The organism is Vibrio albus (assembly GCF_003144035.1).
GTDB lineage: Bacteria > Pseudomonadota > Gammaproteobacteria > Enterobacterales > Vibrionaceae > Vibrio > Vibrio albus.
This window is the reverse complement of the sequence record NZ_QFWT01000001.1, coordinates 480,616-495,469: the sequence shown is the minus strand read 5'-3', so window position 1 is coordinate 495,469 and position 14,854 is coordinate 480,616. Positions and strand designations below refer to the sequence as shown.

Sequence of the window (14,854 nt, the reverse complement as noted above, 5' to 3'; positions counted from 1 at the left end):
GTCTGGGGGGATTGCGTGGATAATGCACTTGACTTCCTGCTTGAGCAGGTAAAAGAACAAGAGAGCCAGGCCGTTCTTGCGTTAACTCAGGCGCGTGGAGAGCTGGAGGGCTACTACCGGCAGGTTGAGCAAATAGAGCAATACCGGCTTGATTACTGTAAGCAACTGGTTGAAAGAGGACAGAGTGGGCTGAGCGCCAGTGCTTACGGACACCTGAACCGTTTTCTTACCCAACTGGATGAAACACTGGCGAAGCAGAAAGAAGCAGAAGGGCACTTTACGTCACAGGTCACTAATTGTGAAGAACACTGGATGGAGGTTCGTAAGCAACGTCGCTCTTATGAATGGATGATCGAGAAGAAAAAGAAAGAAAAGCAAAAGCTGGACGATCAGAGGGAGCAAAGGCAGATGGACGAATTTTCCACCCTACAGTACGCACGCCGCAAGTAAACTTTCAGTTTATGGTCTGATTTTTGCAAATCTATTAGCATGATAGCCAGTGATAAACTGGAATATGAGTCCGGAAGGTAATCAGTCCGGATGGGCTTCTCCACTTGCAAAGAGATTTTTCTATGAATCATAGTTCCCTGTCAGTGACCGATAATAGCCAATCTTCTGCTTTGTTAAAAACAGCAGGCAGTACGGCGAAACAGAAGGCTGATGATGTCGCTGAGTCTTCAGAAAGCTTTCTTAGCAAGCTGGGAAAGCTATTCAGTTCGGATGGCAAGGTGAGCTCAGGTGATAAGGCTGTAAAGTCTTCCGAGGTCGCAGAACCGGATGCTGGTGAGATAAAAAAACTGGCAGTTGAAGGCGAAGGTATCGATGCCGTTTCCGAGCTGGACACTGCCTCGGCAGACAAAAAACCGCAGGCGGAAGATGGAGAGGCTATGGACGGTGAAATAACCGATGCCGGGCCTGCACCTGACTCTCAGTCCGTTCAATCTGCCGCCGGTCAGCAAGCGATGAAGAATGGAAATGAATTGCTGGAAAGGCTGGATGAGGCGAATCAGGCATTGCAGACAGACTCCGGCAAAGAATTGCCCCTTCAGGCAGTGAAGCAAGTAGCCGACCCCGATGCCGTGGCTGACGAAGGTGCTGTCAGAGGGGAGACCTCCAAAACGGGGTCAGCCGTAGCGGAAAATAGTCTGATGTCGGAGGAAGCCGCTGGTACGCAGGCTGTACAAAAAGGCGCAGAAGCAGGCAACATCAGACTGACTGGTGCAGGACAGGCAGCATCAGAACATACGACGGACACACAGATACCCAAAGCGTTAAGGCGATGGCTGAACGTTGGAACTGATGCGGAGATAAAATCGCAGCAGGGGGCAGAAGACGTCCTGGTACGACAGACCGGCGCTCTTGACGGAACAATACAGCCAGAGGGCAATAATTCCGATACCACCTGGCAGGCTCAGACAGAGTCTATGAGCCAGGGGGAACAGCTGAACAGTGTGATGATTCAGGGGAAAGAAGTGGATCCCCGCCTTGAAGGAAAAGAGCAAGCTCCTGCTGTGACATCCTTAGTATGGGGTGAACAACAGGCTACCGGGGAAGCAGAGGTTGGTTTGGTACCAGCAGGGCAACAAAGTGAGTTGCCGGATAATATATCCCCTGAACAACTGGCAGCGTTGCAGGCCGAGGCTGAGGCTAAATCCGGTGATACCGACTGGAGCCAGTTTACGCAGGCTTCGATAGCGGCAGACGCTGGAAAGGGAGCGGTGGAGTTAAACAAGCTTCAGCTTGAGCAGACAGCAGTCCAGCAGCATCAGCGGGCTCATCTGGCGCAACAGCTTCCACAGCATCAACATGCTATGTTACAAGAGCAGCAGGCCGCGGCAGAAAAGGCAGCGCAATTGCAGTCTGCTTCGCCAACTCAGGGACAGACAGAATGGATGGCCGCGAATATGTCTTCATTACAGTCTGAGGTGTCTGCAAATAAAGCCGGCAACATTCAGGGTATGGCGGCATCCATTGGTATTAATGGCTCGAAAGGCTTGTCGGCAGACAAGGCCGGGGACAGAAAAGAGGCGGATTTGGCTCATCAACTAGCGTCAATGGCTGGTCAGCAGGGGCCGGGGCAGATGCAGCGCAGCGAAGCACAACAAGTGGCAGCAACTCAGACTCAGTCAGCACTGCAGTTAAACCGTGATATGGCCGGAGACCAGCTGGCAGAGCGTGTGCAGATGATGATGTCTAAGAACCTGAAAAACATAGATATACGTCTGGATCCACCCGAGCTGGGCAGAATGCACATCCGGATGACCATGCATGGTGATGGCGCTTCGGTACAGTTTACCGTGGCGAATCATCAGGCAAGGGATATGGTTGAGCAGGCAATGCCAAGATTACGGGAGATGCTCTCGCAGCAAGGGGTTCAGCTTGCCGATACCTCTGTCCAACAGCAGAACTCCGGACAGCAGAGACAGTTCATGGCCGGTAATGGTTCTGGCGGAGGTTCCGGCATGTCAGGCCAGTCTGGCGAAGAGCCGGGTAACCTTGATGAAAGCATCAATCTGAACGTGAATATTGCAGCAAAAGATGATGGAATCAGTTATTACGCTTAATATCTGGATAGAGACTGATATGATTAGAGTTGATAACTGGAGTAACCCGGATTTTGGCAGACTCTGATTTCTATAAATAAACCGTGATAACTAGGCAGGACTATGGCAGAAGAGCAACAACCTGGTGAAGAGGCCCCGAAAGGCAAAAAGAAACTGTTGATCATTATCATTGCGGTAGTGGTACTGCTGGCCGGTGGTGGTGGTGCTGCATTTTTTCTGATGGGATCGGACGACTCGGATATGAGTGCAGAAGCGAAAGCGGCAGCAGAACAGCAAGCGACACTGCCTGAACCTGCAGCCTATGTGAATATTGCACAGCCTTTCTTATTTAATGCGGCAGGAAAGAAAAGAAGCCGGATGGTTCAGATTAAAGTTCAGCTGATGGTACGCGGAACGGAAAATGAAGATCTTGCGCGCCATCATTCGCCATTGGTGGAAAGTACGTTGTTATCGACATTCGGGACAGCCACAGTTGATCAGCTACGTACCCCAGGGGGAAGAACCCAGTTGCGGGAGCAGGCAACAAAAGATATTCAGGCAACATTACAGGAAGTCGTAGGTAAGCCTGTAGTGGAAAGAGTGTTATTTACTGACTTTGTAATCCAGTAGGTTTTCAGTGACAGATCTATTATCACAAGACGAAATTGATGCCCTTTTACATGGGGTCGATGATGTTGATGAAGAAGAAGATGAGCTGGACTCAGACGTTGGCGATGCCGTCTCGTTTGATTTTTCCTCTCAGGATCGGATTGTCCGTGGTCGGATGCCGACCCTGGAGCTTATTAATGAGCGCTTTGCCCGCCATATGCGTATCAGCCTGTTTAATATGCTGAGAAAAACGGCAGAAGTCTCCATTAATGGCGTACAGATGATGAAATTTGGTGAATACCAGAATACGCTGTACGTGCCAACCAGTCTGAATATGGTGCGCTTCCGTCCTCTTAAAGGGACAGCTCTGGTTACAATGGAAGCACGGCTGGTGTTCATCCTGGTGGAAAACTTTTTTGGCGGCGATGGACGGTTCCACGCTAAGATCGAAGGACGTGAATTTACACCAACCGAACGTCGTATTATCCAGCTGCTTCTGAAAGTGGTGTTTGAAGACTATAAGGAAGCCTGGTCTCCGGTCATGGGGGTTGAGTTTGAGTATCTGGACTCTGAAGTAAACCCGAGTATGGCGAATATCGTTAGCCCGACAGAAGTCATTGTGGTCAGCTCTTTCCACATAGAAGTCGATGGCGGTGGTGGTGATTTCCACGTGGTGATGCCTTATTCTATGGTTGAGCCTATTCGTGAACTTCTCGATGCCGGTGTTCAGTCGGATAAAATGGAAACGGATGTCCGCTGGAGTTCCGCATTGCGGGAAGAGATCATGGATGTTCCGGTTAACTTCCGGGTTAATTTACTCGACAGGGACATTTCCCTCCGGGACCTGATGGAGTTACGCCCGGGCGATGTCATACCGATTGAAATGCCGGAACATGCGACCATGTTTGTTGAGGAGCTGCCAACCTATCGGGTAAAAATGGGGCGTTCCAGTGATAAACTGGCGGTACAGGTTTCAGAGAAGATCAAACGTCCTGAAGTAGTTAAAACGGATATTGCGATGCTAGGCACTGATTTAATGTCCGCAATCGACAATGAATCTGATGAATAAGATTGTGTAAGAGATGGTGACAGATAGATGACTATGGATCCGAGTGAAGACCAAAAACTGGCGGATGAGTGGGCGGCAGCACTGAGTGAAGACCCGGCTGCACAGGGCTCTGACGATGCTGAGGTGGCACCATTAGAAGAGCTGTCCGATCAATCTTCTCCGATTTCGGAGGATGAGCGTCGCAAGCTGGATACCATTATGGATATCCCGGTGACGATTTCAATGGAAGTGGGACGCTCGCAAATCAGTATTCGCAACCTGCTGCAACTGAACCAGGGGTCCGTTGTTGAGCTGGATCGTCTGGCGGGTGAATCATTGGATGTGATGGTTAACGGTACGTTGATCGCGCATGGTGAAGTGGTCGTGGTAAACGATAAGTTTGGTATCCGTCTGACGGATGTTATCAGCCAGACTGAACGAATTAAGAAGCTCAGATAAGCCTATGAACGGAGCAAGTGGAGGTGCCCCTGAACTGGATCTGATGACCACGTTTGGTTCGCTGGTTTTTGTTGTCGCAGTGATCCTGGGGCTGGCATGGTTACTGAAACGAATGCGCCTGCCTGCGATGGGAAATCAGAAAGGGCTGGCTGTTATCCGCCAGATACCTATCGGCACAAAAGAACGGATTGCCGTGGTTAAAGCAGGAGAAGAACAGTTTCTCGTTGGTATTACTTCTCAGTCTATTAACTTAATCAGTAAGCTGGATCAGCCGCTCGACTCCGGAGAAAAGAAGGAGGAGAGGAATCCACAGACGGCATCGTTTGCCGGCCAGTTCAGCCAGCTTTTGAGAAAACATGATAAAGAATAATCTTATCGCTGCCTTGCTGGCAGCGTTTGCATTTCTGCTATTCAGTCCGGCCTATGCGGCAGAAGACAGTGCTCTGGATACTCCGGTTCCCGCTTCTGCGGCTGGTGGTGACGGTGTGACGGTCACGGCAATGGAAAGAGACCGTGGCGCATCCCGGACGGTGGCAAGTGGGTTTAGTTCCGGAGGGCCTGGTATACCCGCGTTTACAATGACCACGAACCCGGACGGCAGTGAAGACTATTCTGTAAACCTACAGATCCTGGCCCTGATGACGATGCTGGGCTTTTTGCCTGCCATGGTTATTCTGATGACGGCGTTCACTCGAATCGTGGTTGTCATGTCGATTCTGCGTCAGGCAATGGGACTGCAGCAAACGCCTTCAAATCAGGTGATAGTCGGTATTGCAATATTTATGACGTTCTTTGTTATGTCACCGGTACTGAATGAGGTGAATGAAACGGCGCTTCAGCCTTATCTGAGTGAAGAAATCTCGGCCAGAGAAGCTTTTGATTTAGCGCAGGAGCCAATGAAGACTTTCATGCTGAAGCAGACAAGAGTGAAAGATCTGGAAACGTTCGTTAATATTTCTGGCTCGGATGCTCAGAATCCGGAAGACGTGGCCATGAGTGTTTTGATCCCTGCGTTTATTACCTCTGAACTGAAAACCGCGTTTCAGATCGGATTCATGCTGTTTCTTCCATTTCTTATTATCGACCTGGTCGTGGCATCTATATTGATGGCAATGGGGATGATGATGCTGTCACCAATGATTGTATCCCTGCCGTTTAAGCTGATGCTGTTTGTGCTGGTGGATGGCTGGAACCTGATCCTGTCCACTCTTGCCGGTAGTTTTGCTTTATAGCCTGATGAATGCGGAAAAGAGACGGAGGCATACTGTGCTGACAAAAGGAATAGCATATGGAACCTGAGCTATTTGTTGAAATATTCCGCGATGCTTTGTGGGTCGTACTGGTGCTCGTTTGTGCCATTATTATACCTAGCTTATTGATCGGGTTAGTCGTGGCGGTTTTCCAGGCAGCAACATCCATCAACGAACAGACATTAAGTTTTCTGCCCCGGTTGATAGTGACACTTGTCGCCCTGATGTTTGGTGCTCACTGGATGGCCCAGACCCTGATGGAGTTTTTCTTCGAAATGGTGCAACGGATACCGTCCGTCATCTATTAGATGCAGGTACAAGATGGAATACCCGACTAACGTTGTTCTGGACTGGATTGCTAACTATTTTTGGCCTTACGTGCGAATCTCATCCATGTTTATGGTGATGACGGTGACGGGAGCCAAGTTTGTGTCGGCCAGAATCCGCTTGTATCTCGGGCTCGCAGTGACGTTTGCGGTAATGCCTGTTATCCCTGCCGTTCCTGACAATATTCCTCTGCTCTCTCTGCCCGGCTATATGACGACACTTGAACAGTTGGTGATAGGTGTGGCGATGGGGATGGTGACCCAATTTATGCTGCAAACCTTTGTTATGCTCGGGCAGATATTGGGTATGCAGTCGAGTCTTGGTTTTGCTTCGATGGTTGACCCTGCAAACGGGCAGAATACTCCTTTGGTTGGCCAGCTGTTTATGTTTCTTGCCACTATGTTTTTTCTTGCCAGTGATGGTCACCTGAAAATGATCCAACTGGTGGTGATGAGCTTTAAGACATTGCCGATAGGGGCCGGAAAACTCACCGGTGTGGATTTTCGGGAAATGGCGCTCTGGATGTCGCTGATATTTAAAACAGCACTGGCGATGGCTCTGTCCGGTATTATTGCACTGCTGACCATTAACCTCTCTTTTGGCGTGATGACTCGGGCAGCGCCTCAGTTGAATATCTTTTCTCTCGGTTTTGCTTTTGCGCTTATCATTGGCTTGTTACTAAGCTGGTATATTATGGCGGGGCTGTATAACCACTATGAGCTGTACTGGAACAATGAAGGTCTGCCGCAGATCTGTGATCTTATCCGGTTAGCGTGTTAAGGGGAGGCTGATATGGCAGAATCAGACGGACAAGAACGCACCGAAGACGCCACGCCCAGGCGATTACAACAGGCGCGTGAAAAAGGACAGGTCGCCCGCTCTAAAGAGCTGGCTTCGGTATCGGTCTTAGTTGTCGGAGCGGTCTCTCTGATGATGTTTGGTCAGACACTGGCCGATGGGCTTCTGACGGTGATGGGGAGGCTGTTCAGTCTCAGCCGAAATGAAATTTTTGACTTTACTAAGTTGCTGGATATCGCTTCTGGCGCATTAGTGCACCTGTTACTTCCTCTTGGGATGATTCTGATCACTTTGTTTGTGGCCGCTCTTGTCGGTGCGGCCGGGCTGGGGGGGATCAGCTTCTCTGTAGAAGCCGCGATGCCCAAGTTTTCCAAGATGAATCCGCTGAGTGGCATCAAAAGGATGTTTGGCCTGCAAAGCTGGGTCGAACTTGTAAAATCGATACTGAAAGTGGCGCTGGTTGCCGGTGTGGCGTTTTATTTGATTAATAAGACCAAGCAGGATCTGTTTCAGTTAAGTATGGATGTGTTTCCGCAAAATATTTTCCATGCGCTGGATATTCTGCTCAATTTTGTATTGCTTATCAGTTGCTCACTGCTGATCGTTGTTGCTATCGATATCCCGTTCCAAATCTGGCAACACGCCAATCAGCTGAAGATGACCAAGCAGGAAGTGAAAGACGAATATAAAGAAACAGAAGGTAAGCCGGAAGTGAAAGGGCGTATCCGTATGTTGCAGCGGGAGGCGGCACAGCGGCGCATGATGGCTGAAGTCCCCAGCGCGGACGTAGTCGTTACCAACCCGGAGCATTTTTCTGTTGCTTTACGGTATAACTCATCGACCGACAGAGCCCCGGTGGTCGTTGCCAAGGGTACCGATCATATTGCGATGAAAATTCGTGAAGTGGCGCGTGAACATAATATCTACATTGTACCAGCTCCCCCTCTTGCCCGTGCTCTGTATCATTCAACCGAGCTTGAGCAGCAGATCCCGGACGGTCTGTTTACTGCGGTGGCTCAGGTTCTGGCTTATGTATTCCAGCTAAAACAATACCGTAAACGTGGTGGTCAGCGTCCGGTACTGAAAGATGAGAATATGCCTATTCCTCCGGATTTCAGGCACTAAGGCTCGCTCCTGTTTGCATCCGTTCCTGCTCCGTTTCGTTGAGTCAAAATAATGACATTTTCGCTGGACTGAAACTTGCATTACCCTAGCAAAGTATTGATTTCAAAGTTTTTCATCTGATTGAAAAGTCTGGCGCTATTATGAAATTTAACCTGCCATTTGCAGACAAAATGCCTTCCATTCCGAACCGGGCTTTACCGGCTATCGGTGCACCGGTGCTGGTTTTGGCCACCTTGGGCATGATTGTTCTGCCCATGCCTCCGTTTTTACTCGACCTGTTTTTTACCTTCAATATCGCTTTAGCCATGGTTGTTTTGCTGGTCACCGTTTACACCAGACGACCTCTCGACTTTGCTGCGTTTCCAACGGTGCTTCTGATTGCGACCTTGCTGCGTCTGGCTCTGAACGTGGCATCAACCCGAGTGGTATTGCTGTATGGTCATGAAGGCGGGGATGCTGCCGGTAACGTCATCGAAGCGTTTGGTAATGTGGTGATTGGTGGTAACTACGCCGTCGGTCTGGTGGTCTTTCTTATCCTGATGATCATTAACTTTATGGTGGTCACCAAAGGTGCCGGACGTATTTCAGAAGTAAGTGCTCGCTTTACATTGGATGCCTTGCCCGGTAAGCAAATGGCGATTGACGCAGATTTAAACGCTGGATTGATTGATTCTGAACAGGCCCGTACCCGACGGTTTGAAGTAACCAAGGAAGCGGACTTTTACGGTTCTATGGACGGTGCCTCTAAGTTTGTAAAAGGGGATGCGATTGCCGGTATTCTTATTCTGTTTATTAACATCATTGGTGGCCTCAGCATTGGTATGGGGCAGTTTGATCTTCAGTTCAGTAACGCTATTCAGATATATACCCTGTTAACCATTGGTGATGGTCTGGTTGCACAGATCCCGTCGCTATTGTTGTCTATCGCTGCAGCCATTATGGTGACCCGTCAAAATACTGATGAAGATATGGGGCAACAGGTCATCTTTCAGATGTTTGACAACCCTAAGGCATTGATGATCACCGCCGGTATTCTGGGAGTGATGGGGGTGGTTCCCGGGATGCCTCATGTCGCCTTCCTATTCCTTGCCATTCTTGCGGGGGCCGGTGCCTATTTTATTGACAAAAAACAGAAAGCCGAAGCGGCGAAGCCTAAAGTTCCGGAAATTAAAGAAGGTGAGGCACCGGCACAAAAAGAACTGTCCTGGGACGATGTTCAGCCAGTCGATATTATTGGCCTGGAGGTAGGTTATCGCTTGATACCAATGGTTGACCGTGAACAGGGGGGGGAGCTGCTGGAGCGGGTGAAAGGTGTGCGTAAAAAGCTATCTCAGGATTTTGGTTTTCTGGTGCCAGCCGTTCATATACGGGATAACCTCGAGCTCACCCCCAATAGTTACCGAATTACCCTTATGGGCGTAGCCGTTGGTGAAGCCGAAATCAGACCGGATCAGGAACTGGCCATCAATCCGGGACAAGTCTACGGCATGGTTGATGGTGAGCCTACTGTTGACCCGGCCTTTGGTCTGGAAGCGGTATGGATAAAAGAAGATCAGCGTGAACACGCACAAGCACTGGGGTATACCGTTGTGGATTCAGCTACGGTACTTGCCACACACCTTAGCCAATTACTGACTAATAATGCGGCTCAGCTGATTGGTTATGAAGAAGTTCAGAATCTGCTGGAAATGCTAGGACGTTCCGCGCCCAAGCTGGTGGAGAATTTTGTGCCGGATCAGCTTTCATTGGGGGTTGTGGTTAAAGTGCTGCAGAACCTGCTTAATGAAGCGATTCCTATCCGGGATATTCGTACTATCGTGCAAACGCTTTCTGAGTACGCCAGTAAGAGTCAAGAACCTGACATCTTAACGGCGGCCGTTCGTATCTCACTTAAACGTCTGATTGTTCAGGAAATCAATGGGATAGAGCCAGAGCTGCCAGTGATTACCCTGATACCTGAGCTGGAACAAATTTTGCATCAGACCATGCAGGCTTCTGGTGGTGAATCAACAGGTATTGAGCCGGGTCTGGCTGAACGACTACAGTCTTCCCTGACGCAGGCAACTCAGGAGCAAGAGCTGAAAGGGGAACCTGCTGTGCTGTTAACCTCCGGAGTATTGCGGACTACCTTAGCTAAGTTTGTTAAAAATACGATTCCGAATTTGCGGGTGCTTTCCTATCAGGAAATTCCGGATGAAAAGCAAATTCGTATTGTACAGGCCGTTGGAAACTAACGTGACGCAGCGAGGTAAGCGATGGCTCACGACTCCCTGAATCATTAATTTTGGACTACGACTTTGAAGATAAAAAGATTTTTCGCCAAAGACATGAGAACAGCGCTGCTTCAGGTTAAAGAAGAGCTTGGTGCTGAAGCCGTTATTATGTCCAATAAAAAGGTGACTGGCGGAGTCGAAATTGTCGCGGCTGTGGATGGAGAGTCTGCGGCTGCCCCTGCGTCTTCACACAACACCCGTTCACGCTATTCTTCAGGTATGGACAATGCCGGCGGACGTCAGCCTGCACGTCAGTTGCAGGACGATCGGGTCAGCCTACGTGGTGATACGAGTTCGCGAGGTGATGAGCGGGGGCTTAGAGATTACGGCCACGCCCATACCAATGAACCTGACCGCAGAAGCAACAGTGGCGGCTCTATGACGAAGCGTTTTGCCAGCATGCTACAGCAATATAGTAACGGCAATGCAGAGACTATGGCGGAGCAGGATAATCCTAACCGCCCGGAAGCCGACTCTCTGACCGCGTTACTGAAACGTCAGCAGGAAACAAGACAGTCACAATATGAGCCCCGGCAGTCATCAGGGGCGATTTCATCATCCCTTTCACAAGATTCAGGACTGGCTAAACTGATCGCAGAAGATCGCAGAGTGAAGCGACCTGAACCTAAGCTTGATCCAACCCGCTATGACCGGTACTTCAATGAGCAGCAAGATGACACGGAAGCGGCGCATGAGCTGGAATCCATGCGTGAAGAGATGAAGTCGATTCGTCGGTTACTGGAACATCAGGTTTCTGGTCTTATGTGGCAGGAAGTAGAGCGGAGAGAACCCCTAAGAGCCATGTTAATTAAGCGGCTCGAGCGAATGGGTCTTTCTTCAGAACTCGCGGATCAACTGGCGTGCTATATACCTGAAGAAACAAAACCGGCTCAGGCCTGGAAGGCTCTGCTGGGGCTGGTGTCGGATCAGATATCGATTACTAAGACCGATATCCTGAAAAAAGGCGGGGTCGTTGCCCTGCTTGGTCCTACCGGAGTCGGAAAAACGACGACCATTGCTAAGCTCGCAGCACGGGCAGCGATGGAATACGGTGCGGATAATGTTGCATTGGTTACGACTGACACATTCCGTATTGGTGCGCATGAACAGCTGGCTGTTTATGGAAGAATTATGGGCTGCCCGGTAAGAATTGCTAAAGATTCCGGGGAGTTGGCCGAAATAATATATCAGCTAAGAAATCGTCGTCTGATTCTGGTTGATACCGCGGGTATGGGACAGAGGGACGTTCGGCTTTCCGAACAGCTTGACACCCTGATGCAGGACAGTGGAGAGGTGATTAGCAGTTATCTTGTACTACCTGCGACCGCTCAGAGAAAAGTGTTACAAGAAACAATAGAGCATTTTAAACGGGTTCCGTTATCCGGATGCATTCTGACTAAACTTGATGAGTCATTAAGTCTTGGAGAGTTTATCAGCGTCATTGTACATAATGCATTACCACTTGCTTACGTCGCGAACGGACAGCGGGTGCCGGAGGATATTGTCATTGCTCAACCTAAATATGTAGTGGCAAAAGCGAACGAACTGCTGGAGAAGTCGACAGAGGATGAACCTCGTTACTGGAACAGTGATAACGAAGGTATCTAGGCGGCGGACGATTATGACAGATAATATGATACATGACCAAGCAAGCGGCCTGCGCCGTTTAACAAGACCAACTCTGACCAAGGTTATTTCTGTAACCGGTGGTAAAGGCGGTGTGGGTAAAACGAATGTCACTCTGGGGGTCGCCATGGCAATGGCCCGACAGGGTAAAAAGGTGACGGTACTTGATGCTGACCTGGGTTTGGCGAATGTCGATGTAATGCTTGGAATCAGGCCGACCAGAAATTTAAGTCATGTGCTGTCTGGCGAATGTGAGTTAAAAGATGCTATGGTCGAAGGGCCATATGGCATAAAAATTATTCCGGCAACGTCTGGTACTCAGAGTATGACCGAATTAAGCCATGCACAACATGCGGGATTAATTCGCGCATTTGGTACTCTTGAAGAAGAGATAGATGTATTATTAATTGATACAGCAGCCGGTATTTCTGACATGGTTGTCAGTTTTTCCCGAGCAGCGCAAGATGTTATGGTCGTTGTGTGCGATGAGCCAACGTCTATTACGGATGCCTATGCTTTAATTAAGCTACTTAGCCGGGAACATCAGGTGCAGCGGTTTAAAATTGTTGCAAATATGGTCAGAAGCTACCGGGAAGGCCGGGAATTGTTCGCAAAGTTGACCTTGGTCACAGAGCGCTTCTTGAATGTCACTCTTGAACTCGTAGCATGTATACCTCTGGATGATAAGGTAAGACAGGCTGTTAAAAAACAGAAGATTGTAGTGGATGCCTTTCCGCGCTCTCCCGCTGCAATGGCTATCAGTTCGCTGGCTAATAAGGCGTTAACCTGGCCTATACCAAGTACACCAAGTGGTCACTTGGAATTCTTTGTAGAAAGGCTGCTTAAAAGAAAAGAACCTGTAGGAGAGCCATTTGGTGAATAAGGTGCTGACATATGACCAACGTGCAAACGTCAAGGGTCAGCAATCATTTCTGGAGCAGTATTCAGATTTAGTTAAGCGCATCGCTCACCATCTGCTTGGTCGTTTGCCACCTAATGTATTGCTGGAAGACCTGATACAGGCCGGTATGATTGGGTTAATGGAAGCTCAGCAGAACTATGATGGCTCCAAGGGAGCCAGTTTTGAAACGTACGCCGGGATCCGAATCCGGGGTGCAATGCTCGACGAAATACGTAAAGGTGACTGGGTCCCACGTTCCGTTCACCGTAATAGTCGTGCGGTCAGCCAGGCTATCAATGAGCTGGAAATGAAACTAAAGCGGGATCCGACCGATATTGAAGTCGCTCAGCATATGGAAATGTCTCTGGACGAGTACCATTCTGTGCTTTCTGATATTAATTGTTCGCGATTGGTTGGGATAGATGACCTGGGTGTGTCAGAAGATGTGATTGCACCGGCAGAGGAATCAGGAGAGAATAACCCTTTTCAAGGGGTTGCGGATGAAAATTTCCGCCAGGCTTTAGTCGATTCGATCAAAAGTTTACCTGAAAGAGAAGCATTAGTTCTTTCACTTTATTATGATGAAGAGCTAAATTTAAAAGAAATTGGAGAAGTGCTGGGTGTTAGCGAATCTCGTGTCAGCCAGATACATAGCCAATCAATGCAACGTCTGCGTACCAAGCTCAGTGCGTGGACTCAACATAATTAATTACACTGAATTGAACCTCAGTGGAGGTAATTTTGAATAAAAACATGAAGATTCTCATTGTTGATGACTTTTCAACAATGCGCCGAATTGTAAAAAACCTGCTGCGAGATCTGGGTTTCAACAACACTCAGGAAGCAGATGACGGCTTGACTGCGCTACCAATGTTGAAAAATGGTGAGTTTGATTTTGTTGTGACGGACTGGAATATGCCAGGTATGCAGGGCATTGATCTACTCAGAAATATCCGTGCTGATGATGAGCTGAAGCATCTGCCTGTTCTTATGATAACAGCAGAAGCAAAACGCGAGCAGATAATCGAAGCCGCTCAGGCTGGGGTGAACGGATATATTGTTAAGCCATTCACAGCGGCAACGCTGAAAGAGAAGCTTGATAAGATCTTCGAACGTTTGTAATACATTGATAATAATTGAAAATATCAAATACTGCGTTGGAAGGGTCTTTCAGGATGATTTCATTAGAACAAGCTAAACAGATGGTGGAACTGCTGGAAAATGGTCAGCAGGATGAAGCCAACGAAATTGTTCAGTCGCTGCTTCTGGGCAAAGATAATCCTATGCTTCAGGAAGTCGGTCATCTGACAAGGCACTTGCACGATGCGCTCGACCAGTTCAAAAACGATCCTCGGATGAGTGAAATTGCCAGGGAAGAAATTCCTGATGCAAGGGACCGGTTAGAGTATGTCATCATGAAAACAGAGACCGCGGCTAACCGGACTATGGACGCCGTAGAAAGCTCTCTCCCGATTGCAGATAACCTTCATGAGTGCCTGCTGCAAGTCAGGCCCGCCTGGAATGAGCTGATGAGAGGGCGTCTTGCCCTTGCTGAATTCAAAGCTCTGTGCCACGAAATCGAAAGGTTACTGGTTCAGGTAGAAGGAGACAGTACAGAACTACGTACTCAACTGACCGATATACTGATGGCTCAGGACTTTCAAGATCTGACCGGCCAGATTATAAGTAGAGTCATTAAGTTGGTACGTGAAGTTGAAGAGCGACTGGTTGATATAGTAACCGCGTTCGGTGTTGAACAGCCAGATATACCATCTGAGGAAGCTCGAAAGGCTTCCACGGAAGCTGAGGGTCCGATAATGAATCCTCATGAACGAGAAGATGCTGTTTCATCTCAGGACGATGTCGATGACTTGTTATCGAGTCTTGGATTCTAA

The 14,854-nt window shown here is 48.9% G+C and carries 16 protein-coding genes; all 16 read left to right on the top strand.

The features are described from left to right. The first annotated feature begins 15 nt into the window (after positions 1-15). The 16 genes from fliJ (at position 16) to DI392_RS02075 (ending at position 14,854) form a co-directional block, all read left to right on the top strand. Positions 16-450 carry a flagellar export protein FliJ gene (fliJ, locus tag DI392_RS02150; RefSeq protein ID WP_109318256.1) on the top strand — a complete coding sequence of 145 codons (435 nt, stop codon included), beginning with the start codon at positions 16-18 and terminating at the stop codon, positions 448-450. A 122-nt stretch (positions 451-572) separates the two neighbouring features. After that, on the top strand, positions 573-2,564 hold the full coding sequence (locus tag DI392_RS02145) for a flagellar hook-length control protein FliK (protein WP_109318255.1): 1,992 nt from the start codon (positions 573-575) through the stop codon (positions 2,562-2,564). Between the two features lie 102 nt (positions 2,565-2,666). Beyond that, a complete protein-coding gene (fliL, locus tag DI392_RS02140) occupies positions 2,667-3,173 on the top strand; it encodes a flagellar basal body-associated protein FliL (RefSeq protein WP_109318254.1) in 507 nt (168 codons plus the stop codon). 7 nt (positions 3,174-3,180) lie between these two features. Further along, complete coding sequence (fliM, locus tag DI392_RS02135; protein ID WP_109318253.1) at positions 3,181-4,221, top strand: flagellar motor switch protein FliM; 1,041 nt, start codon at positions 3,181-3,183, stop codon at positions 4,219-4,221. A gap of 33 nt (positions 4,222-4,254) precedes the next feature. After that, the gene (gene fliN, locus DI392_RS02130; RefSeq protein WP_109318540.1) at positions 4,255-4,659 is read left to right on the top strand and encodes a flagellar motor switch protein FliN; all 405 of its coding nucleotides are present in this window, start codon (positions 4,255-4,257) and stop codon (positions 4,657-4,659) included. Positions 4,660-4,663: 4 nt separating this feature from the next. Further along, complete coding sequence (gene fliO, locus DI392_RS02125; RefSeq protein ID WP_109318252.1) at positions 4,664-5,029, top strand: flagellar biosynthetic protein FliO; 366 nt, start codon at positions 4,664-4,666, stop codon at positions 5,027-5,029. After that, positions 5,016-5,891: a flagellar type III secretion system pore protein FliP gene (gene fliP / locus DI392_RS02120; protein WP_109318251.1), complete on the top strand. Its 876-nt coding sequence runs from the start codon at positions 5,016-5,018 to the stop codon at positions 5,889-5,891. The genes fliO and fliP overlap by 14 nt, the downstream gene beginning before the upstream one ends. Positions 5,892-5,947: 56 nt before the next feature. Next, positions 5,948-6,217, top strand: a complete 270-nt coding sequence (gene fliQ / locus DI392_RS02115) for a flagellar biosynthesis protein FliQ (RefSeq protein ID WP_109318250.1) — start codon at positions 5,948-5,950, stop codon at positions 6,215-6,217. Between the two features lie 13 nt (positions 6,218-6,230). Beyond that, the gene (gene fliR, locus DI392_RS02110; protein WP_109318249.1) at positions 6,231-7,016 is read left to right on the top strand and encodes a flagellar biosynthetic protein FliR; all 786 of its coding nucleotides are present in this window, start codon (positions 6,231-6,233) and stop codon (positions 7,014-7,016) included. Between the two features lie 12 nt (positions 7,017-7,028). Beyond that, a complete protein-coding gene (gene flhB / locus DI392_RS02105; RefSeq protein ID WP_109318248.1) occupies positions 7,029-8,159 on the top strand; it encodes a flagellar biosynthesis protein FlhB in 1,131 nt (376 codons plus the stop codon). A gap of 140 nt (positions 8,160-8,299) precedes the next feature. Beyond that, complete coding sequence (gene flhA, locus DI392_RS02100; RefSeq protein ID WP_109318247.1) at positions 8,300-10,393, top strand: flagellar biosynthesis protein FlhA; 2,094 nt, start codon at positions 8,300-8,302, stop codon at positions 10,391-10,393. A 63-nt stretch (positions 10,394-10,456) separates the two neighbouring features. After that, positions 10,457-12,040, top strand: a complete 1,584-nt coding sequence (flhF, locus tag DI392_RS02095; protein ID WP_109318246.1) for a flagellar biosynthesis GTPase FlhF — start codon at positions 10,457-10,459, stop codon at positions 12,038-12,040. A 13-nt stretch (positions 12,041-12,053) separates the two neighbouring features. After that, positions 12,054-12,941, top strand: a complete 888-nt coding sequence (locus DI392_RS02090) for a MinD/ParA family protein (RefSeq protein ID WP_181388345.1) — start codon at positions 12,054-12,056, stop codon at positions 12,939-12,941. Further along, positions 12,934-13,668: an RNA polymerase sigma factor FliA gene (locus tag DI392_RS02085; RefSeq protein ID WP_109318244.1), complete on the top strand. Its 735-nt coding sequence runs from the start codon at positions 12,934-12,936 to the stop codon at positions 13,666-13,668. The genes DI392_RS02090 and DI392_RS02085 overlap by 8 nt, the downstream gene beginning before the upstream one ends. Before the next feature lie 44 nt (positions 13,669-13,712). Continuing rightward, complete coding sequence (gene cheY, locus DI392_RS02080; RefSeq protein ID WP_109318243.1) at positions 13,713-14,081, top strand: chemotaxis response regulator CheY; 369 nt, start codon at positions 13,713-13,715, stop codon at positions 14,079-14,081. Between the two features lie 53 nt (positions 14,082-14,134). Beyond that, the gene (locus DI392_RS02075; RefSeq protein ID WP_109318242.1) at positions 14,135-14,854 is read left to right on the top strand and encodes a protein phosphatase CheZ; all 720 of its coding nucleotides are present in this window, start codon (positions 14,135-14,137) and stop codon (positions 14,852-14,854) included.